Origin of the sequence: Aeromonas sp. sif2433 (assembly GCF_019218705.1) — a bacterium.
In the GTDB taxonomy this organism is placed as follows: Bacteria; Pseudomonadota; Gammaproteobacteria; order Enterobacterales; family Aeromonadaceae; genus Aeromonas; species Aeromonas encheleia.
Genome location: NZ_JAHUXD010000004.1, coordinates 297976 through 319522, shown reverse-complemented (window position 1 = coordinate 319522; position 21547 = coordinate 297976). Strand labels below are relative to the sequence as shown.

Below are 21547 nucleotides of genomic sequence, written 5' to 3'. Positions count from 1 at the left end.
CGGGGTGCCCCTTTGGGGTCGGTTACATGGGATGTGTGGAGGCCTAACCCCAATACAGAGGTATAAAATGGCTAAAGTTTCTATGCGCGACATGCTGCAAGCCGGCGTTCACTTCGGTCACCAGACTCGTTACTGGAACCCGAAAATGAAGTCCTACATCTTCGGTGCCCGCAGCAAGGTTCACATCATCAACTTGGAAAAAACCGTTCCGATGTTTGACGATGCCATGAACTTCATCAGCTCCGTAGCTGCCAAGAAAGGCAAGGTACTGTTCGTTGGTACCAAGCGTGCCGCGTCTGAAGCCGTAAAAGATGCCGCCATTCGTTGCGACCAGTTCTATGTTAACCACCGCTGGCTGGGCGGCATGCTGACCAACTGGAAAACCGTTCGTCAGTCCATCAAGCGCCTGAAAGATCTGGAAACCCAGAGCCAAGACGGTACCTTCGAAAAGCTGACCAAGAAAGAGGCGCTGATGCGTACTCGCGAAATGGACAAGCTGGAGAAGAGCCTGGGTGGTATCAAGAACATGGGCGGCCTGCCTGACGTTCTGTTCGTTGTCGATGCCGACCACGAGCACATCGCTATCAAAGAAGCCAACAACCTGGGTATCCCGGTCGTTTCCATCGTTGATACCAACTCCAACCCGGACGGCGTTGATTACGTCATCCCGGGTAACGACGATGCCATCCGTGCCGTCAACCTGTACCTGAATGCTGCTGCTGACACCGTACTGGAAGCTCGCGCTCAGGACATCGTTGTTCAAGCCGAACAAGATGGCTTCGTTGAAGCTGAGTAATTGATAAGGACTGAAAAGCCCTTATTAACCAAGCTGATGTAATTGGTTAGCAGGGGCCCTTGTGGCCCCTGTTTCTTGTCAAATCAAGACCGAGGATACTGAACATGGCTAACGTTACTGCCGCCCTGGTAAAAGAACTGCGCGAGCGCACCGCCGCTGGCATGATGGATTGCAAAAAAGCACTGGAAGAAGCCGCTGGTGACATCGAGCTGGCTATCGAGAACATGCGCAAATCCGGTCAGGCCAAAGCCGCCAAGAAAGCCGGCCGTATCGCCGCTGAAGGCGTGATCTTTGCCCGTACCGAAGGCAACATTGCCGCCATGATCGAGCTGAACAGCGAAACCGACTTCGTCGCCAAAGATGCCAGCTTCATGGCCATGGGCCAGAAGATCGCCGACATCGCCGCGACCCAGAAGATTGCTGACATCGACGTCCTGAAGGCCGCCGATTTCGGTAACGGTGAGTCCATCGAGCTGACCATCACCAACCTGATCGCCAAGATCGGTGAGAACATGAACCTGCGTCGCGTGATGCTGGTTGAAGGTGACAACCTGGGCACCTACGTACACGGTTCCCGTATCGGTGTTATCACCAAGCTGATCGGTGGTACTGCCGAGCTGGCCAAAGATCTGGCCATGCACGTTGCTGCCAACAGCCCGCAGTTCGTCAAGCCGGAAGACGTGTCCGCCGAAGTCGTTGCCAAAGAGCGCGAAATCCAGATCGACATCGCCATCAACTCCGGCAAGCCGAAAGACATCGCCGAGAAGATGGTTGAAGGCCGCATGAAGAAGTTTACCGGTGAGGTTTCCCTGACTGGTCAGCCGTTCGTGAAAGATCCTTCCATGACCGTTGCCGAGCTGCTGAAGAAAGAAGGCGCTGACGTTGTTTCCTTCACCCGTTTCGAAGTGGGCGAAGGCATCGAGAAGCAAGAGACCGATTTCGCGGCTGAAGTTGCAGCCCAAATCGCGGCCGCTCAGAAGGCTTAATCGAACCGGTTTTTCCGTTTCCCCAGACCGCGACTTATGTCGCGGTCTTTATATGACCAGGAATCAGTGACATGAGTACCAATCCCAAGCCTGCATACAGACGTGTTCTTCTGAAGTTGAGTGGTGAAGCCCTGCAAGGATCCGAGGGTTTTGGCATTGATCCAGCGGTGCTGGAACGGATGGCCCAAGAGATCAAAGAGCTGGTTGAGCTGGGTGTTCAGGTCGGTCTGGTCATCGGCGGCGGCAACCTGTTCCGCGGTGCCGGTCTTGCCAAGGCGGGCATGAACCGCGTGGTGGGTGACCACATGGGCATGCTGGCGACCGTCATGAACGGCCTGGCCATGCGTGATGCCCTGCATCGTGCTTATGTGAATGCCCGTCTGATGTCTGCCATCTCGCTGCAAGGCGTCTGCGACTCCTATAGCTGGGCCGAGGCCATCAGCCAGCTGCGTGCCGGCAAGGTGGTGATCTTCTCTGCCGGTACCGGCAATCCCTTCTTTACCACCGACTCCGCAGCCTGCCTGCGCGGCATCGAGATCGAAGCCGACGTGGTGCTCAAGGCCACCAAGGTCGATGGTGTATTCAACGAGGATCCGGTTAAGAATCCGGACGCCGTGCTGTATCATGAGCTCAGCTACAACGAAGTGCTTGATAAAGAGCTCAAAGTGATGGATCTTGCAGCCTTTACCCTGGCCCGTGATCACGACTTGCCGATCCGGGTGTTCAACATGAACAAACCGGGTGCCCTGCGCCGCGTTGTCATGGGTGAGCCGGAAGGCACACTGATCCATCACATCAGCAAATAAGGTAGCAGCAAGCCGGAAGGCGCTCTTATCCATTACGTCAGTAAATAAGTCAGAAGCGGACCTGCTCAGGGTTCGCTCGTCAAAAGGAAAACCACTGTGATCAACGAGATTAAAAACGACGCCAAGGACCGCATGGCCAAGAGCGTAGAATCGCTCAAGACCCAGATGTCCAAGATCCGTACCGGCCGCGCTCACCCGAGCCTGCTCGACGGTATCCAGGTGGAGTATTACGGTGCAGCCACTCCTCTGAAACAGTTGGCTAACGTAGTGGCAGAAGATGCCCGCACCCTGTCCATCTCCATCTTCGATCGCTCCATGATCCAGGCGGTGGAAAAAGCCATCCTGACCTCGGATCTGGGCCTGAACCCGTCCAGCAACGGTCAGACTCTGCGCGTGCCGTTGCCGCCGCTGACCGAAGAGCGTCGCCGCGATCTGACCAAGATCGTCCGCGCCGAAGCCGAAGGTGCCCGGGTTGCCGTGCGCAACATCCGTCGCGACGCCAACGCCGACCTGAAGTCCTTGCTCAAGGACAAAGAGATCTCCGAAGACGACGATCGTCGTGCCCAGGAAGAGATCCAGAAGCTCACCGACGCCTTCATCAAGCTGATAGACGAAGCCCTGGCTGCGAAGGAAAAGGAGCTAATGGAAATCTAAGCCTCCGACAGGTATATTACGAGCGCCGTGTAGTGCCCCTGCACGGCGCTTTTGTCTTTGTGGGAGAAATGAATGTCGCTTTTGGCAGCGCTAGGCGATAGCGCCAGCTCGTCCTTGCCTCGTCACGTCGCCATCATCATGGATGGCAACGGTCGCTGGGCTCAGAACCGTGGCAAGATGCGGGTCTTTGGCCACAAGGCGGGCGTGAAGTCCGTGCGCGAGGCCGTGACCTTTGCCGCCCGTGCCCAGCTGGAGGCGCTGACCCTGTTTGCGTTCTCCAGCGAGAACTGGCGGCGCCCGGAAGGGGAGGTGAATGCCCTGATGGAGCTGTTCCTGACGGTGCTGGGCCGCGAGGTGAAGAAGTTGCACAGCAATGGCATTCGGCTCAAGGTGATAGGCGACACCGCCCGTTTCAGCGATCGGCTGCAGGCCAAGATCGCCAAGGCCGAGGCACTGACCGCCGACAACCAGGGGCTGACCCTCAACATCGCCGCCAACTATGGTGGCCAGTGGGACATCGCCCAGGCGGCCCGCAAGCTGGCCCGCGCCGTGGCGGCCGGTGAGCTGGATGCCGAAGCGGTCGATGAGACTGCGTTGGCGCAGCAGGTCTGCATGGCCGATCTGCCGCCGGTGGATCTGCTGATCCGCACCGGAGGCGATCATCGCATCAGCAATTTTGTGCTATGGCAGCTCGCCTATGCCGAGCTTTATTTTACCCCGGTATTGTGGCCCGATTTCAACGAGGCCGAGTTCAGCGAGGCGGTTGCCTCCTTCGTGACCCGCGAGCGCCGCTTCGGGTGCACGGGTGAACAGATACGGGAATTGATCGCCGAGCACCAGACCGGCTAAACCCCGCTCCCAAGAGAGAGGTTTCTTTTGCTAAAACAACGAATTATTACCGCATTACTGTTAGTACCCCTGGTTTTGGGGGCACTGTTTTTCCTGCCGTTGAAATTCTTTGCCCTGCTGGCTGCCCTGGTGTTCTTGCTGGCTAGCCGCGAGTGGAGCGCCTTCGTCTCTGCCCAGCCGCAGCAATGGCTGCCGCTGGTGTTCTGTCTGCTGCTCGGGGCCAGTCTGTTCTGGGTGCCGGTGGAGCAGCTCTGGATCCCTCACTTGCATCCTCTGTTGATGGGGGTGCTCTGGACTGCGGTCAGTTGGTGGCTGCTGGGCCTGCTGCTGGTGCTGCGCTATCCCCAGAGCGCCAGCCTGTGGAAAAAGTCCGTCTGGCTGAAATCCCTGTTTGGTCTGGTCACCCTGGTGCCCTTCTTCTGGTCACTGGTGGCCATCCGTGGCTACAACTTCTATCACGACCCCATGATGGGGGCCTGGATCCTGCTGTTCGTCATGGGCCTGGTCTGGGCGGCAGATTCTGGCGCGTATTTCTTCGGCAAAGCGTTTGGTAAACACAAGCTGGCACCGGCCGTCAGTCCGGGCAAAACCATTGAGGGCATGCTGGGCGGCCTGTTTACCGCCAGCCTGCTGGCGATTGGTGTAACCTGGTTCATGGGCCTCGTGCCCGCCAAGATGGGTGTCGTACTGCTGTGCTCCCTGCTGGCGGTGCTGGCCTCCGTGCTCGGCGATCTCACCGAGAGCATGTTCAAACGGGAGGCGGGCATCAAGGATTCCGGCACCCTGCTGCCGGGCCACGGTGGCATTCTCGATCGCATCGACAGCCTGACGGCGGCCCTGCCGGTCTTCCTGCTCAGCTATCTGTTACTCGGTCAGGGGTTTTGATGCATAACTCTCTGATGATATCGAGGGCCGCTGGCTCCATCGGTCTGTTACTCGTTCAGGAGTCTTGATGCACAACTCACTGGTGATCCTGGGAGCATCCGGCTCCATCGGTCAGAGCACCCTCAGGGTACTGCGGCAGAATCCGGGCCGCTGGCAGGTGCTGGCGCTGACGGCTGCCCGCAGCGTGGATGCCATGCTGCGCGATTGTCTCGAATTCTCCCCCCGTTTCGCCGTGATGGTGGATGAGACCGCGGCCCGCGAGCTGGCCGAGCGGCTCAGGACCCACGGCAGCGCCACCCGGGTGCTGGCCGGTCAGGCGGCCCTGTGCGAGGTCGCCGCTCACCCGGATGCCCACAGCGTGATGGCCGCCATCGTCGGTGCCGCAGGGCTGGCCCCCACCATGGCGGCCGTGCGTGCCGGCAAGCGGATCCTGCTGGCCAACAAGGAGGCGCTGGTGATGTCCGGAGCCTTCTTTATGGAGGCGGTACGTGAGTCAGGAGCAACACTGCTACCCATCGACAGCGAACACAACGCCATCTTCCAGTGCCTGCCAGAGGCCATTCAGCGTCAACCCGGCTTCTGCGATCTGGCGGGGGCGGGCATCAGCAAGATCCTGCTGACCGGCTCGGGCGGCCCCTTCCGCTATACCGATATCAACGAGCTGGACAAGGTCACGCCGGCCCAGGCGATCGCGCACCCCAACTGGTCCATGGGGGCCAAGATCTCGGTGGACTCCGCCACCATGATCAACAAGGGGCTGGAGTACATAGAGGCGCGCTGGCTGTTCAATGCCCTCCCTGAGCAGATCCAGGTGGTGATCCATCCCCAGTCGGTCATCCACTCCATGGTGCAGTACAAGGATGGCTCAGTGCTGGCCCAGCTCGGCAACCCCGACATGTGTACCCCCATCGCCCACGCCCTGGCCTATCCGGGCAGGGTAGAGTCTGGGGTGGAACCTTTGGATTTCTTCAGTGTCGGAGAGTTCAGCTTTATCCGTCCCGACTACGAACGCTATCCCTGCCTGGCGCTGGCCATGGCGGCCTGCCAGCAAGGACAGGCGGCGACCACCTCGCTCAATGCCGCCAATGAAGAGAGCGTCGCGGCTTTTCTTGCAGAGCGGATTGGATTTATGGATATTGCCAGAGTCAACGAGTCCATCATGGCGGCGCTGGGCAGTTCTGCCGTAACATCGCTTGACGATTTGATTGCACTGGATGGCACGGCTCGTGTCCGTGCCCACCAACTGATAGAGGAGCTTGCTCGATGAACGGACTGTGCTGGCCAGAGGCCCCTCTCTACGCCCTCGGGGTCAACCACTGATGGGTGTTGTACTGTGGAATGACGACGCCCTCGGGCGCCCTGTTGGCGATGAGCACGAGGTGATCGGCTGATGGGCGGCGTACTGTGGAATATCGGTGCCTTCATCGTCGCCCTCGGGCTGCTGGTGGCGGTGCATGAGTTCGGCCACTTCTGGGTGGCCCGCCGCTGTGGCGTCAAGGTGGAGCGCTTCTCCATCGGCTTTGGCAAGGCGATCTGGCGCCGTGTCGGCAAGGACGGCACCGAGTACGTGCTGGCCCTGATCCCGCTGGGTGGCTACGTCAAGATGCTGGACGGTCGGGTCGATGAACTCAAGCCGGGGGAAGAGGCGCAGGCCTTCAATCACAAGAGTGTCTGGGCGCGGATGGCGATCGTCGCGGCCGGTCCCATGGCGAACTTCGTGTTCGCCCTGTTCGCCTTCTGGCTGATGTTCATGATAGGTGTGCCCAGCGTCAAGCCGGTGATCGGCGAGGTGCGTCCCGCCTCCATCGTGGCCCAGGCCGGCATAGCGCCGGGCATGGAGATCGTCGGGGTCGGCGATGAGGAGACCGGAGACTGGGAGAGCGTGACCTACGCCCTCATCAGCCATCTGGGGGACAAGTCGGTACAGCTCAAGTTGAAGGCGGCGGACACCAGCTATGGGATCGACAAGACGCTGATGCTGGAGAGCTGGACCTTCGATCCGGACAAAGAGTCTCCCATCGGCAGCCTGGGGATAGTGCCGCTCGGTGGCAAGGTGCTCCCGGTGGTCGAGGCCATCGTGCCCAAGAGCGCCAGCGAGAAAGCCGGCATGCAGGTGGGGGATCGCATCAAGCGGGTCGGCGAGCAGGAGATCACCGAATGGACCCAGTTCGTCGAGCGGGTACAGCAATCGCCGGAGCAGCCACTGCAGGTGATGGTGGAGCGCGGGGGGAATGAGTTGACCCTGACCCTGCTGCCGGGCGTGAAAAAAGTACGGGGCCAGCTGGTCGGTTTCGTCGGCCTGTCGCCGCAACTGGTTCCATTACCGGATGAGTATCGAGTTCTGTTACAGTATGGGCCTTTGCAAGCCCTGTGGCATGGGGTCCAGAAGACCTGGAGCCTGATCACGCTGACCTTTGACATGATCGGCAAGCTGATCGGCGGCATCGTCTCGTTGGACAATCTGAGCGGCCCCATCTCCATCGCCAAGGGGGCCGGCAGCAGCGCCGATTACGGGTTGGTCTATTTCCTCGGTTTCCTGGCGTTGATCAGCGTCAACCTGGGGATCATCAACCTGTTTCCCCTGCCGGTGCTGGATGGAGGCCACTTGGTCTACTTCCTCATCGAGGCAGTCACCGGCAAGCCGGTACCAGAAAAAATTCAGGAAGTTGGGTTCAGGATAGGCGCCGCCATTCTGATGTTACTGATGGGCATTGCGCTGTTTAATGATTTCGCTCGCCTCTGAGGCTAGAGCATCAACAAGGACACATAAGAACAAAATGGCTGTTAAAAAAGCATTGGTGTTGAGTTGCCTGCTGGGAGCCAGCTTCCTGGCTCAGGCGGCCCCTGCCTCTTTTGTGGTGCAAGACATTCAGGTCGAGGGTCTGCAGCGGGTGACCCTGGGCGCCGCCCTGTTGAATCTGCCGGTCCGGGTCGGTGACTCCGTGGACTCGGTGGCCCTGGCCAACGCCATCAAGAAGCTGTATGCCTCGGGTAACTTCGAGGACGTCAAAGTCTATCGTGACGGCCAGGTGCTGCAAGTCGTGGTGAAGGAGCGCCCGACCATCTCCAGCATCGAGTTCTCCGGTAACAAGGACATCAAGGAAGAGCAGCTGACCCAGAGCCTGGAGTCCTCCGGCATCCGGGTGGGCGATCCGCTGGATCGTACCGTGCTGAGCTCCCTCGAGAAGGGGCTGGAAGACTTCTACTATGGCGTGGGCAAATACTCCGCCAAGGTCAAGGCCATCGTCACCCCCTTGCCCCGTAACCGGGTCGATCTCAAGTTCACCTTCGTGGAAGGGGAAGCGGCCAAGATCCAGCAGATCAACATCGTCGGCAACCAGGTGTTCCCGGAAGAGAAACTGCTGGCCCAGCTCTCCCTCAAGGATGATGTGCCCTGGTGGAACTTCACCGGCGATCAGCGCTATCAGAAGCAGAAGCTGGCCGGCGACATCGAAGTGCTGCGCTCCTACTACATGGACCGCGGCTACATCCGCTTCCAGCAGGAGTCGACTCAGGTCTCCATGACTCCGGACAAGAAGGGCGTCTACGTCACCCTGAACATCAAGGAAGGGGATCAGTACAAGGTCTCCGGCATCCAGGTCAAGGGCGACCTCATCGATCGCGGCAGCGAGATGAAGGGGCTCATCCCCATCGAGGCGGGCAGCGTCTACTCCGCCAGCCAGGTGACCCACACCGAAGAGGTGCTCTCCAAGTTCCTCGGTCGTTACGGCTATGCCTATCCCAAGGTGACCACCTTCCCGCAGGTCAACGACGAGACCAAGGAAGTGGAGCTGATCGTCAACATCGAGCCGGGCCCCCGGGTCTATGTGCGCAACATCAACTTCAGCGGCAACGTCACCACCCAGGACGAAGTGCTGCGACGCGAGATGCGTCAGATGGAAGGCACCTGGCTCTCCTCCGATAACGTCGAACAGTCCAAGACCCGTCTCAACCGCCTCGGCTTCTTCGAGAGCGCGGAAGTGGACACCAAGCGGGTGCCGGGCAGCGATGATCAGGTCGATCTCGACTTCAAGGTCAAGGAGCAGCCAGCCGGCTCCATCAACGCGGGCATCGGCTACGGTACCGAATCGGGTCTGAGTCTGCAGGCGGGCCTGCAGCAGGACAACTTCATGGGTACCGGCAAGAAGATCGGTATCAACGCCAGCACCAACGACTACTCGAAGAACATCGATCTTAGCTACAACGATCCCTATTTCACGGTGGACGGGGTGAGCCTGGGCGGTCGTCTCTACTACAACGAGTTCAGCGCAGAAGACGCCAACATCGTCGACTATGAGAACACCACCATCGGCTTCCGCCTCTCCAGTGGCTTCCCGGTCAACGAGAACAACCGCCTCGACTTCAGCCTCGGCTACGAGAACAACAAGCTGTCCCAGCCCAACCCCTATGTGCAGGTGGATGAGTTCTGGAAGGTGTATCAGTCCAACCTGGATGGCGACAACCGCATGGTGTTCAACACCGTCGACGTTACCGCCGGTTGGACCCGCTCGACCCTTAACAAGGGCCAGTTCCCGACCGCCGGTGATCGTCAGCGTGTGAATGCCAAGGTGACGCTGCCGGGCATGGATCTGCAGTATTACAAGCTGAACGCCGAAGACTCCCACTACTTCCCGTTCGATGCGGACCACCAGTGGGTCATGTTGGCCAAGGCCCGCGCCTCCTACGGTAACGGCTACGGCAGCAACGGTGGCTACGATCACGTGCTGCCGTTCTTCGAGAACTACTACGCCGGTGGTTTCGACACCCTGCGTGGCTTCAAGAGCAACACCGTGGGTCCGAAGGCACTCTATTACTACAACCTGGGTGGTAACGACGTGATCCAGGGCACCGACAGCTCGGTGGGTGGCAACGCCCTGGCGGTCGCCTCCCTCGAGATGATAGTGCCGACGCCTTTCGCCTCCGAAAGCTATCAGCCCCAGCTGCGGACCAGCTTCTTCATCGATGCCGGCAGCGTGTGGGATACCACCTTCAACTATGAGCAGTACCAGAACCGCTGCTTCAGCGGCTGTAACTACCTGATGGATTACTCCGACCCCAGCAATATCCGGGTGTCGGCCGGTCTGTCGATGCAGTGGCTCTCTCCCATGGGCCCGCTGGTATTCGTGCTGGCTCAGCCGCTCAAGAAATACGAAGGGGATGATACTGAAGTATTCTCCTTCAACATCGGCCGTACCTTCTAAGGGTGCGGACGCTCCCCCACCTCGGTGGGGGTATTCAATGATGGGACGCGCAGCTTGCGTGCCTCACCAGGTAACAAGCCGGTCCCAAGGACTGCTTGCACAATCAGTTAAATCAGGTAGCCCTCGACCGAGGGACCAAGGAGTAAGTGTGAATAAAGCGTTGAAAGTAGCTGGTTTGAGTTTTGCGCTGATGGCTGCCGGTATGGGCTCCGCCTGGGCTGAGACCAAGATTGCCGTGGTCGACATGGGCGAAGTCTTCCAAAAGCTGCCCCAGCGTGAAGCCGTGGCCAAGAAGCTGAAGGGCGAGTTCGAGCCGCGCATGCGCGAGCTGCAGAAGCTGGAATCCGACGGTCAGGCACTGGTCGAGAAGTTCAAGAAGGACGAAGCCTTCATGAGCAACGAGCAGAAGAAGCAGAACCAGGAGAAGCTGGCCAAGCTGCAGATGGAGTTCAACCAGAAGCGCCAGGCGTTTGAGAAAGACAACGGTCGTCGCCAGGCGGAAGAGCGCAACAAGATCCTGACCAAGGTCCAGGCTGCCATCGATTCCATCGCCAAGAGCAATGGTTATGATCTGGTGCTGGAGCGCAATGCCGCGCCTTATGCCGCCAGCAAGCTGGACATCTCTTCCCAGGTTATTTCTCAGGTAAGCAAGAGCAACTAATTGATGGCATTCACTCTCGCACAGCTGGCCCAGCAACTGGGGGCCCAGGTCCATGGCGATGGGACCCAGGAAATCCGCAAGGTAGCGACACTGGAAAAGGCCGGGGAGGGTGAGATTGCCTTCCTGTCCAATCAAAAATACCGGCATTATCTGGAGCAGAGCAAGGCCACGGCCGTGCTCATTACAGAGGCGGATTTGCCATTTTGTCCCACCAATGCCCTGGTGCTCAAAGACCCCTATGTGGGTTTTGCCCGGGTAGCCCAACTGCTGGACACCACCCCGCAGCCGGCCACGGATATCCATCCGAGCGCCGTCATCGCGGCGGACGTGCAACTGGGCGAGAGAGTGGCCATCGGCGCCAATGCGGTCATCGAATCCGGCGTCGTGCTGGGGGATGACGTGCGCATTGGCCCGGGTTGTTTCGTTGGCAAGCATACCCGACTGGGAGCGCGCTCCCGGTTGTGGGCCAACGTCACCCTGTATCACAACGTGACCCTGGGCACAGACTGTCTGGTGCAAGCCGGCACTGTGATCGGGGCCGATGGCTTCGGTTATGCCAACGAACGCGGCGAGTGGATCAAGATCCCCCAGCTCGGTGGCGTGACCATTGGCAACCGGGTCGAGATCGGAGCCTGTACCACCATAGACCGGGGTGCGCTGGAAGATACCCGCATCGCGGATAATGTCATCATCGACAACCAGTGCCAGATCGCCCACAACGTCGAGATTGGTTATGGCACAGCCATCGCGGGTGCGACCACGATGGCCGGTAGTCTCAAGGTCGGCAAATATTGTATCATTGGCGGCGCCTCCGTCTTTAACGGGCACATGGAGATCTGCGACCAGGCCACCATCACAGGTATGGCCATGGTGATGCGACCCATTACCGAGCCCGGTATCTACTCTTCCGGCATCCCCCTGCAATCCAATAAAGAGTGGCGCAAGACCGCCGCCCGGGTGATGCGTATCGAAGAGATGCACAAGCGGTTGAACCGACTTGAGAAAAAGCTGGGTCAAGAATAATCACGATTGGTATAGGGTACTGTTTTGACTACTGAAAAGAAGAGCCTGGGCATCCAGGAAATCATGGATCTGCTGCCCCACCGTTATCCGTTCCTGATGGTGGACAAGGTCGAGAGCTACGAGATCAGCGATGAGCGCAAGACCTTGCGTGCCATCAAGAACGTCTCGTTCAACGAGCCGATCTTTCAAGGCCACTTCCCGGCCAAGCCGGTGTTCCCCGGCGTGCTGATCCTGGAGGCCATGGCCCAAGCGACCGGCATCCTGGCCTTTACCATGGTGGGCAAACCGTCCCCCAACGAACTCTATTACTTTGCTTCAATCGATAACGCTCGTTTCAAGCGCCCGGTTGGCCCTGGCGATCAGCTGGTGCTCGACGTGGTGTTCTTAAAAGAGCGTCGCGGCATTGCCAAGTTCACCGGTGTTGCTACCGTTGATGGTGAAGTGGTCTGTACCGCCGAACTGATGTGTGCAAAGCGCGAGGTGTAACCGTGATCGACCAGACTGCCATCATTCACGATACTGCCATCGTCCATGAGTCTGCAGTGATCGGTAAAGGGGTGGAAATCGGCCCCTTCTCCGTCATTGGGGCCGAGGTGGAAATCGGCGACAACACCTGGGTCGGTTCCCATGTGCTGATCAAGGGCCCGACCAGGATCGGCCGTGGCAACAAGATCTTCCAGCACTCCTCCATCGGTGAGGATTGCCAGGACAAGAAGTACGCCGGTGAGCGCACCTTCCTCGAGATCGGTGACAACAACGTCTTTCGCGAGAACTGCACAGTGCACCGTGGCACCACCCAGGATCAGGCCCTGACCAAGGTGGGCAGCGGCAACCTGTTCATGGTCAACGTGCACGTGGCCCACGACTGCATCATCGGTGACAACTGCATCTTCGCCAACAACGCGACCCTGGCGGGCCACGTGGTGATCGGCGATTTCGTGATCTTCGGCGGTCTCTCTGCCATTCACCAGTTTGGTCGGGTCGGCTCCCACGCCTTCGTCGGTGGCTGCGCCGCCCTGAACAAGGACGTACCGCCCTATGTGATGGCGGCCGGCAACTACGCCAAGCCGTTCGGGGTCAACTCCGAAGGCCTGCGTCGTCGTGGCTATAGCCCTGAGGCCATCTCCGCCGTCAAGCGCGCCTACAAGGAGATCTTCCGCTCCGGCAAGACCATCGAAGAGGTGCTGCCCGTGCTGATCGAGATGGCTCAAGCCGAACCGGCCGTCCAGCTCTATGTCGACTTCCTCAAAGACAACGAGCGCGGGATCATCCGTGCCTGACCCGATCCTCATCGGCATCGTCGCCGGAGAGACCTCCGGCGACATCCTGGCTGCCGGTCTGGTGCGGGAGCTGCTGGTCCGCTATCCCGATGCCCGCTTCGAAGGCATCGCCGGGCCGCGCATGCAGGCGCTCGGCGTCAAGGCGCTGTTCGAGATGGAAGAGCTTTCCGTCATGGGCATCACCGAGGTGCTGGGCCGTCTGCCCCGCATCCTCCAGGTGCGCCGCGAGCTGTTGCGCCATTTTATTGCCAATCCACCTGATATCTTCATCGGGGTGGATGCACCGGATTTCAATATCGGGGTGGAGCTGAAGCTGCGCCGCGCCGGTATCAAGACGGTTCACTATGTCAGCCCCTCCGTCTGGGCCTGGCGCCAGAGCCGCATTCACAAGATCAAGGCCGCCACCGATCTGGTGCTCGCCTTCCTGCCGTTCGAGAAAGCCTTCTACGACCGTTTCGATGCCCCCTGCCGTTTCGTGGGGCACACCATGGCCGATGCCATTCCGCTGGTGCCGGATCAGGCCGCCGTGCGCCAGGCGCTCGGCATCGACCCGAGCCGGCGCTGGCTGGCGGTGCTGCCGGGCAGCCGCAGTGCCGAGGTCGGCTTCATGTCACCGGTGTTTCTCGAAGCGTGCAAGCACCTGACGGTGCACTGCCCTGATCTCGGCTTCATAGTGCCGCTGGTCAACCAGAAACTGCGTGAGCAGTTCATGGCCATCAAGGCCGAGGTGGCGCCGGATCTCGACATGGTGCTGCTGGAAGGGCAGGGCCGTGAGGCCATGATCGCCGCCGACGTGGTGATGCTCGCCTCCGGTACCGCCGCGCTGGAAGCCATGCTGGTGAAGAAACCCATGGTGGTGGGCTACAAGCTCAAGCCTTTCAGCTATTGGCTGGCCCAGTGGCTGGTGAAGACGGACTATGTCTCCCTGCCCAACCTGCTGGCGGACCAGATGCTGGTGCCCGAGCTCCTCCAACATGAGTGCACCCCGTGCAATCTGGTGGACGAGGTCAGCAAGTTGCTGGAACACGACAACAGCGAACTCATCGCCACCTTCACCCGGCTGCACAAGAAAATTCGCTGCAACGCCGACGTGCAGGCCGCCGAGGCGGTCGCCGAACTGCTCGGCAGATAGCGCGCCCCCGGGCGATGCTGTGCTGACACTGGCCCTGCGGGGCCTGTTTTGATTCAAGGCATTGATATGACGATCGAGATTCCGCAAGACAAGCTGGTAGCAGGGGTTGACGAGGTGGGTCGTGGCCCGCTGGTGGGCGACGTGGTCACCGCCGCCGTGATCCTGGATCCGGCCAACCCCATCCAGGGGCTGGCCGACTCCAAGAAGCTCTCCGAGAAGAAGCGCCTCGCCCTGTTTGACGAGATCAAGGCCAAGGCGCTGGCCTGGTCCATCGGTCGGGCCAGTCCGGATGAGATCGATGAGCTGAACATACTGCACGCCACCATGCTGGCGATGCAGCGGGCGGTGGCGGGCCTGGCCATGACGCCAGAGCTGGTCTTCATCGATGGCAACCGCTGCCCGGCGCTGCCCATGGAGGCGCGCGCCGTGGTCAAGGGCGACAGCCTGGTGGCCGCCATCAGTGCCGCCTCCATCCTCGCCAAGGTGACCCGTGACGCCGAGATGACCGAGCTGGACGGCCGTCATCCCGCCTACGGCTTCGCCCGCCACAAGGGCTATCCGACCGCGGAGCACCTCGCCATCCTGGCCGAGCGCGGCCCCTTGCCCGAGTATCGCAAGAGCTTCAAACCGGTGCGCCGGGCGCTGGGGATCGAATAACCATGGCCGAACCTCGTTTCATCCACCTGCGGGTCCACTCCGACTTCTCCATGGTCGATGGCCTGCAAAAAATTGGTCCCATCGCCTCGGCGGCGGCGGCCAACGATATGCCGGCGCTGGCGCTGACCGACCAGATGAACATGTGCGGCCTGGTACGCTTCTATGGCTCGGCCCATGGCAAGGGCATCAAGCCCATCGTCGGGGCGGATTTCTGGGTGCAGAGCGAGGAGCTCGGCGACGAGCAGTTCCGCCTCACCCTGCTCGCCATGGACAACGACGGTTACCAGAACATCACCCTGCTCATCTCCCGCGGCTATCAGCGCGGTCATGTGCAGGGCCGCCCCGTCATCGACAAGGCCTGGCTCGCGGAACACGCCAAGGGCGTGATAGTGCTGTCCGGCGGGCGGGAGGGGGATCTCGGCAAGTTCATGCTCAAGGGCAACCGGCAGATGGTGGAGCAGAGCCTCGCCTTCTACCAGCGCCACTTCCCCGACGCCTATTACCTCGAGCTGCTGCGCACCGGCCGACCCGATGAAGAGGTCTACCTGCACATGGCGGTGGCCATCGCCACCGAGTTCGAGCTGCCGGTGGTGGCCACCAACGAGGTGGTGTTCCTCTCCGCCGAGGACTTCGACGCCCACGAGATCCGGGTCGCCATCCACGATGGCTACACCCTGATGGACAAGCGCCGCCCGCGCCGCTACAGCCCGCAGCAATACCTGCGTAGCCAGGAGGAGATGTGCGAGCTGTTCGCCGACATCCCAGAGGCGCTGGAGAACACGGTGGAGATCGCCAAGCGCTGCAACGTGACGGTGCGCCTCGGTGAATACTTCCTGCCGAATTTCCCGACCGGTGACATGAGCACCGAAGACTTCCTGGTGATGAAGTCCAGGGAGGGGCTGGAGGACCGACTGGCCTTCCTGTTCCCGGATCCCGAGGTGCGCGCCGCCAAGCGCGTCGAGTACGACGAGCGGCTGGAGATCGAGCTCAAGGTGATCAACCAGATGGGCTTCCCTGGTTACTTCCTCATCGTGATGGAGTTTATCCAGTGGTCCAAGGACAACGGCATCCCCGTCGGCCCGGGCCGGGGCTCGGGAGCCGGGTCGCTGGTGGCCTATGCGCTCAAGATCACCGATCTGGATCCCCTCGAATTTGATCTGCTGTTCGAACGATTCCTGAACCCGGAGCGGGTCTCCATGCCCGACTTCGACGTCGACTTCTGCATGGACCGGCGGGACGAGGTGATCGAGCACGTCTCGGAGATGTATGGCCGGGAGGCGGTCTCCCAGATCATCACCTTCGGCAGCATGGCGGCCAAGGCGGTGGTGCGGGACGTGGGTCGGGTGCTGGGCCATGCCTATGGCTTCGTGGATCGCATCTCCAAGCTGATCCCGCCGGATCCGGGCATGACGCTCGCCAAGGCGTTCGAGGTCGAACCCAAGCTGCCGGAGCTGTACGAGCAGGACGAGGAGGTCAAGGATCTCATCGACATGGCGCGCCGGCTGGAAGGGGTGGTGCGCAACGCCGGCAAACACGCCGGTGGTGTGGTGATAGCCCCCACCAAGATCACCGACTTCGCGCCGCTCTATTGTGATGATTCCGGTAATCACCCGGTCACCCAGTTCGACAAGAACGACGTGGAGTACGCGGGCCTGGTGAAGTTCGACTTCCTGGGGCTGCGCACCCTCACCATCATCGACTGGGCGCTCGGCATGATCAACCCGCGCCTGGCCAAGGAGGGCAAGCCGCCGATCGACATCGCCGCCATCCCCATCGATGACAAGAAATCGTTCGCGCTGCTGCAGCGCTTCGAGACCACGGCGGTGTTCCAGCTGGAATCCCGCGGCATGAAGGATCTGATCAAGCGGCTGCAGCCCGACTGCTTCGAAGACATGATCGCCCTGGTGGCGCTGTTCCGTCCGGGCCCGCTGCAGTCCGGCATGGTGGACAACTTCATCGAGCGCAAGCACGGTAAGGAAGCCATCTCCTACCCGGACGAGAAGTGGCAGCACGAGAGCCTCAAACCCATACTCGAACCCACCTACGGCATCATCCTCTATCAGGAGCAGGTGATGCAGATAGCCCAGGTGCTGGCGGGTTATACGCTGGGTGGTGCTGACATGCTGCGCCGGGCCATGGGCAAGAAAAACCCGGCCGAGATGGCCAAGCAGCGTTCCGGCTTCGAGGAAGGGGCGGTCAAGAACGGGGTCGACGGCGAGCTGGCGATCAAGATCTTCGATCTGGTGGAGAAGTTTGCGGGCTACGGCTTCAACAAGTCACACTCCGCCGCCTATGCGCTGGTCTCCTACCAGACGCTGTGGCTCAAGACCCACTTCCCGGCCGAGTTCATGGCGGCGGTGATGACCGCCGACATGGACAACACCGACAAGATAGTGACGCTGGTGGACGAGTGCCAGCGGATGGGGCTCACCGTGATACCGCCGGACGTGAACACCGGTCGCTACCGGTTCAGCGTCAATGAAGACGGCCACATCGTCTACGGCATAGGCGCGGTGAAGGGGGTCGGCGAGGGCCCCATAGATGCCATACTGGCGGCGCGAGACAGTGAGGGTCCCTTCCGCGATCTGTTCGACTTCTGCAACCGGGTCGACATCAAGAAGATCAACAAGCGGGTGATGGAGAAGCTGATCTTCTCCGGCGCCATGGACAGACTGGGTCCGCACCGGGCGGCGCTGATGGCCACGCTGGAAGAAGCCATGCGCGCCGCCGAGCAGCACGCCAAGGCGCAGGCGGTGGGCCAGGTCGACATGTTCGGGGTGCTCACCGAGGAGATCGACGACGTCAAGAAGGCGTTCGCCAACGTGCCGCACTGGCCCGACAAGGTCTGGCTGGAAGGGGAGCGGGAGACCCTCGGTCTGTATCTGACCGGCCATCCAATCAACCAGTACAGCAGCGAGCTGCGTCGCTATACGTCGGGGCGGTTGTGCGATCTGCACCCCACCTCCCGCGACACCATCACCACGGCGGCGGGGCTGGTGATCGCCGCCCGCAGCATGGTGACCAAGCGTGGCAACAAGATGGGGATCTTCACCCTGGACGACAGATCCGGCCGTCTGGATGTGACCCTGTTCAGTGAAGCGCTGGAAAAATACGAAGAATTGATGCAAAAAGACCGTATTTTAGTGGTTTCTGGACAGGTCAGCTTTGATGACTTCTCCGGTGGCCTTAAAATGTCGGCCCGCGAATTGCTGGATATTAACGATGCGAGGGAGCGTTTCGCCAGGGCGATCCGCATTTCCCTCGATGAACAACGCATTGATGAGCGCTTTTTCCCGCGTTTGTGCGAGATTTTGGAGCCCGCCCGTGCCGGAGTCTGTCCGGTTCAGGTAAACTATCGTCGCCCCGGCTCCCGGGTGCGATTGACGCTCGGTACCGAGTGGCGGGTGACGCCCACCGATCAACTGATAGATGACTTGCGAGTCCTGCTTGGACGAGAGCGGGTTGAATTGGTTTTTGATTAGAGGATCTATAGTCCCTATGAGTCTTTTTCTGGATTTTGAACAGCCGATCGCCGAATTGCAGGCTCAGATCGATGAACTTCGCCATGTGAGTGAGCACAACAGTGCCGTGGACCTGAGCGAAGATATCCGTCGGCTGGAGAAGAAAAACGAAGAGCTGACCAAGAAGATCTTCGGCGATCTGGGGGCCTGGCAGGTATCCCAGATGGCGCGTCATCCCCAGCGCCCCTACACCCTCGACTACATCGAGCAGATCTTCACCGACTTCGACGAGCTGGCCGGCGATCGCGCCTATGCCGATGACAAGGCCATCGTCGGTGGCATCGCCCGTCTCGACGGCGAGCCGGTGATGGTGATTGGTCAGCAGAAGGGTCGCGAGACCAAGGAGAAGATCCGACGCAACTTCGGCATGCCGCGCCCGGAAGGGTACCGCAAGGCCCTGCGTCTGATGGAGATGGCCGAGCGCTTCAAGATGCCGATCATCACCTTCATCGACACCCCGGGCGCCTACCCTGGCGTGGGTGCCGAGGAGCGTGGCCAGTCCGAGGCCATCGCCCGCAACCTGAAAGTCATGGCCGGCCTGACCGTGCCTGTGGTCTGCACCGTGATCGGTGAAGGCGGCTCCGGCGGCGCACTGGCGATCGGCGTCGGCGATCGGGTCAACATGCTGCAGTACTCCACCTACTCCGTCATCTCGCCGGAAGGTTGCGCCTCCATTCTGTGGAAGAGCGCCGACAAGGCGCCGGTCGCCGCCGATGCCATGGGCATCACGGCCCAGCGCCTGAAGGAGCTCAAGCTCATCGACAACATAGTCGAAGAGCCCCTCGGCGGCGCCCACCGCAACGTGGAGCTGATGGCCGAGCGCCTCAAGGCCCGTATTAAACAAGACCTGGCGGCCTTGCGCCCGCTCGACAGCGACCAGTTGCTGGAGCAGCGCTACCAGCGCCTGCTGGGCTACGGCTACTGCTAAGCCCAAGCCTTTCCGAGTGACTCCCCAAGACCCCTGCCATGTGCAGGGGTCTTGTTATTTGTGCCCTGTATGAAGATCGCCCAGATTCCTTTTCCCCGGCCCGGCGCCTGCCGAAAACCCCCTGTCTGATCAACTCGACGGCCATTAGTGATCAAAAAAAGTGGGATCCATCTCCCATTTTACTTAGAGTGACCGATTCCGATCTGCCGGATCGGAATCCCTGCAAGGATTGCCCCCAGACACCAACGAGACGAGCGCAGACAGGCCCACAGGCGCCTTTAGCCTGCCGGCGGCGGAGTGCCGCCTGCTCTGGCCCTGACGCCGTCCATCCTGCAGTGAGCGAATCATGAGCGAATCGTTTTTTGAGATCCATGACTGGACCCTGAGCGTCAACGACAACATGCTGTGTCGTCCCGATCGCGAGGTCTACCTTGAGCCCAGGCTGGTCAACTTGCTGCGGTTCCTGGCGAGCAATGCCGGCACCGTATTTGGCCGTGACTCCCTGATCAACGAGGTGTGGGATGGCGCCGAGGTGACCGATCAGGTGGTCACCCAATCCATCTTCGAGCTGCGCAAGATCCTCAAGGATGGTCGCAACGACGCGGCGGATTACATAGTCACAGTGCCCAAGCGCGGCTACAAGCTGGTGGCGCCGGTGCGGCCGCTGCGGGTCGTCTCCCTGGCCATGCCGGAGTCCTCCCCCGGGGCCATGCCCAAGCCGTCACCCCGCGATGAGCCGGACGAGCCCCTGGCCGATGGCGAGGTGGTGCAGGGCCAGAGCCTGGCCCCTTTCCCGGCTGGCCCCCTGACCCGCGCCATCTCGACCCATACCGGCCACAGTCGCTGGAAGATGATCAGCTTCGACATCTTCGTGGCCGTGGTGCTGGTCTCCATCGTCAGCCTGCTCGGCTACCAGCACGCCAGCCCCCAGATCCACAGCTTGCTGGATCCCAATCTGCTGGTGTTTCGTTTCCACTCCGGCATGGATGGCGAGAACGAGAGCGTGCGCCTCGCCGATGGCATCACCCGCACCCTGATGGGGGAGGTTGCGGCGGCCACCCCGCTGCGGGTGCAATACGATACCCATAGCCGCACGAGCGGCATCCTGCCCGGCAAGGAGCTGAGCGTGCGGGTCTCCCATCACCCGGGTGGCACCTACATGGATCTGGAGTATCGCAACCTCAACACCAACCGGGTGCTGTGCAGCCACCAGTACCAGCTCAGCCGTCACAACGTGCATGCGGTGCTGCAGGAGAGCAGCCAGGATCTGCTGCGCGCCCTCGAGCGGCCCGAGGCATCACCCGGCATGGGCTGGCCCGCCGACGATGCTTCGCTGATGGCGATGATGGAGGCGCACTATTACACCAACAGCCAGGATGCGGTGGCGCTCAAGCGCGGCATAGCGCTGCTCGACGGCTCCCTCGTGACCCAGCCCGATCAGCCCCTGCTGCTGGCGGAGCGTTACCTGGCAGGGGAGGCGCTGGCCACCCTGACGGGCCACTCGGAGAGCGAACGGCTGCAGGGGATAGGCGCCCACCTGGCCAGCGTGGTGCAGAGTGGCGGTATGATGCCGGCGCGGGTGTGGGAGGCGCTGAGCCTGCAGGCCGTCCTGAGCGGCCAGCAGCGAGAGGCAAACCGGCTGCTGGCGCTGGCCGCCAGCCGGGGCCGCACCGTGCTCTACTACATTCTGCTAGGCAAGCTGGCCGAGCTGGACGGGCATCCCGATGCGGCGGGAGACGCCTATAGCCAGGCATTCCTGATGGAGGCGACCGAGCAGACCTACCTGCTCTGCCAGCAGCTGGGCTTCTACAGCAACATGGAAACCCTGACGCCCGTTCTCTACAACACCTTTGGCAACAGCAAGGTGAAGCTGTTCTAAGCCATATCTCTCCCCCCTGATCCCATTTTTTCTACAGCAACAGGCCACCCCGGGGTGGCCTGTTGCTGTCCGTGGCCGGGAAGTAGGATCCGTCGCTCGCCCAGCCGAAGGGGCGTAGCGCCCCAATCTCTTATCCCCCCATCTCCCTCTCTCCCTCTCTCCCTCTCCTTATGCACCTTTGGCCACAGTCGCTGGCGCCCCGGCCCTTGCTGATTTTCATGGTGCTGGCGAGCCCTGACGCCTGCTGGTCATGGGGTAGGGGGCCCTGGATTGCGCTGGCGGCGGCTGA

At 60.9% G+C, this 21547-nt stretch carries 18 protein-coding genes; all 18 read left to right on the top strand.

The features are described 5' to 3' along the window. The first annotated feature begins 67 nt into the window (after positions 1-67). The 18 genes from rpsB (at position 68) to cadC (ending at position 21258) form a co-directional block, all read left to right on the top strand. A complete protein-coding gene (gene rpsB, locus KW825_RS08730) occupies positions 68-796 on the top strand; it encodes a 30S ribosomal protein S2 (RefSeq protein WP_042654066.1) in 729 nt (242 codons plus the stop codon). 104 nt (positions 797-900) lie between these two features. Continuing rightward, positions 901-1782 (top strand): translation elongation factor Ts, encoded by an 882-nt coding sequence (gene tsf / locus KW825_RS08725; RefSeq protein ID WP_218328959.1) that lies wholly within the window; start codon positions 901-903, stop codon positions 1780-1782. 71 nt (positions 1783-1853) lie between these two features. Then, positions 1854-2588: a UMP kinase gene (pyrH, locus tag KW825_RS08720; protein WP_042654064.1), complete on the top strand. Its 735-nt coding sequence runs from the start codon at positions 1854-1856 to the stop codon at positions 2586-2588. Positions 2589-2684: 96 nt separating this feature from the next. After that, positions 2685-3242 (top strand): ribosome recycling factor, encoded by a 558-nt coding sequence (gene frr, locus KW825_RS08715; protein ID WP_042654063.1) that lies wholly within the window; start codon positions 2685-2687, stop codon positions 3240-3242. 72 nt (positions 3243-3314) lie between these two features. Next, entirely contained in the window at positions 3315-4091 is a 777-nt protein-coding gene (uppS, locus tag KW825_RS08710; RefSeq protein ID WP_218289845.1) for a polyprenyl diphosphate synthase, read from the top strand. A gap of 27 nt (positions 4092-4118) precedes the next feature. Further along, entirely contained in the window at positions 4119-4976 is an 858-nt protein-coding gene (locus KW825_RS08705; RefSeq protein WP_042654061.1) for a phosphatidate cytidylyltransferase, read from the top strand. A 67-nt stretch (positions 4977-5043) separates the two neighbouring features. After that, positions 5044-6243, top strand: coding sequence for a 1-deoxy-D-xylulose-5-phosphate reductoisomerase (gene ispC / locus KW825_RS08700; RefSeq protein WP_218328958.1), 1200 nt, complete (start codon positions 5044-5046; stop codon positions 6241-6243). Between the two features lie 123 nt (positions 6244-6366). Further along, on the top strand, positions 6367-7719 hold the full coding sequence (rseP, locus tag KW825_RS08695) for a sigma E protease regulator RseP (RefSeq protein WP_218328957.1): 1353 nt from the start codon (positions 6367-6369) through the stop codon (positions 7717-7719). Between the two features lie 34 nt (positions 7720-7753). Next, positions 7754-10177 (top strand): outer membrane protein assembly factor BamA, encoded by a 2424-nt coding sequence (bamA, locus tag KW825_RS08690; RefSeq protein WP_218328956.1) that lies wholly within the window; start codon positions 7754-7756, stop codon positions 10175-10177. A 148-nt stretch (positions 10178-10325) separates the two neighbouring features. Beyond that, positions 10326-10838, top strand: coding sequence for an OmpH family outer membrane protein (locus tag KW825_RS08685; protein ID WP_042654057.1), 513 nt, complete (start codon positions 10326-10328; stop codon positions 10836-10838). Between the two features lie 3 nt (positions 10839-10841). Further along, positions 10842-11861: a UDP-3-O-(3-hydroxymyristoyl)glucosamine N-acyltransferase gene (gene lpxD / locus KW825_RS08680; protein WP_218328955.1), complete on the top strand. Its 1020-nt coding sequence runs from the start codon at positions 10842-10844 to the stop codon at positions 11859-11861. Between the two features lie 24 nt (positions 11862-11885). Further along, positions 11886-12347 (top strand): 3-hydroxyacyl-ACP dehydratase FabZ, encoded by a 462-nt coding sequence (gene fabZ / locus KW825_RS08675; protein ID WP_042038166.1) that lies wholly within the window; start codon positions 11886-11888, stop codon positions 12345-12347. A gap of 2 nt (positions 12348-12349) precedes the next feature. Next, on the top strand, positions 12350-13141 hold the full coding sequence (lpxA, locus tag KW825_RS08670; RefSeq protein ID WP_084228369.1) for an acyl-ACP--UDP-N-acetylglucosamine O-acyltransferase: 792 nt from the start codon (positions 12350-12352) through the stop codon (positions 13139-13141). Continuing rightward, positions 13134-14273, top strand: a complete 1140-nt coding sequence (gene lpxB, locus KW825_RS08665) for a lipid-A-disaccharide synthase (RefSeq protein WP_218328954.1) — start codon at positions 13134-13136, stop codon at positions 14271-14273. The genes lpxA and lpxB overlap by 8 nt, the downstream gene beginning before the upstream one ends. 66 nt (positions 14274-14339) lie before the next feature. Beyond that, positions 14340-14930, top strand: coding sequence for a ribonuclease HII (rnhB, locus tag KW825_RS08660; protein WP_042654055.1), 591 nt, complete (start codon positions 14340-14342; stop codon positions 14928-14930). Between the two features lie 2 nt (positions 14931-14932). Then, positions 14933-18412 carry a DNA polymerase III subunit alpha gene (gene dnaE, locus KW825_RS08655; protein WP_218328953.1) on the top strand — a complete coding sequence of 1160 codons (3480 nt, stop codon included), beginning with the start codon at positions 14933-14935 and terminating at the stop codon, positions 18410-18412. 16 nt (positions 18413-18428) lie between these two features. Continuing rightward, positions 18429-19379 (top strand): acetyl-CoA carboxylase carboxyl transferase subunit alpha, encoded by a 951-nt coding sequence (gene accA, locus KW825_RS08650; protein WP_042654053.1) that lies wholly within the window; start codon positions 18429-18431, stop codon positions 19377-19379. A gap of 346 nt (positions 19380-19725) precedes the next feature. Next, positions 19726-21258, top strand: a complete 1533-nt coding sequence (gene cadC / locus KW825_RS08645) for a lysine decarboxylation/transport transcriptional activator CadC (RefSeq protein ID WP_218328952.1) — start codon at positions 19726-19728, stop codon at positions 21256-21258. Positions 21259-21547: the final 289 nt, after the last annotated feature.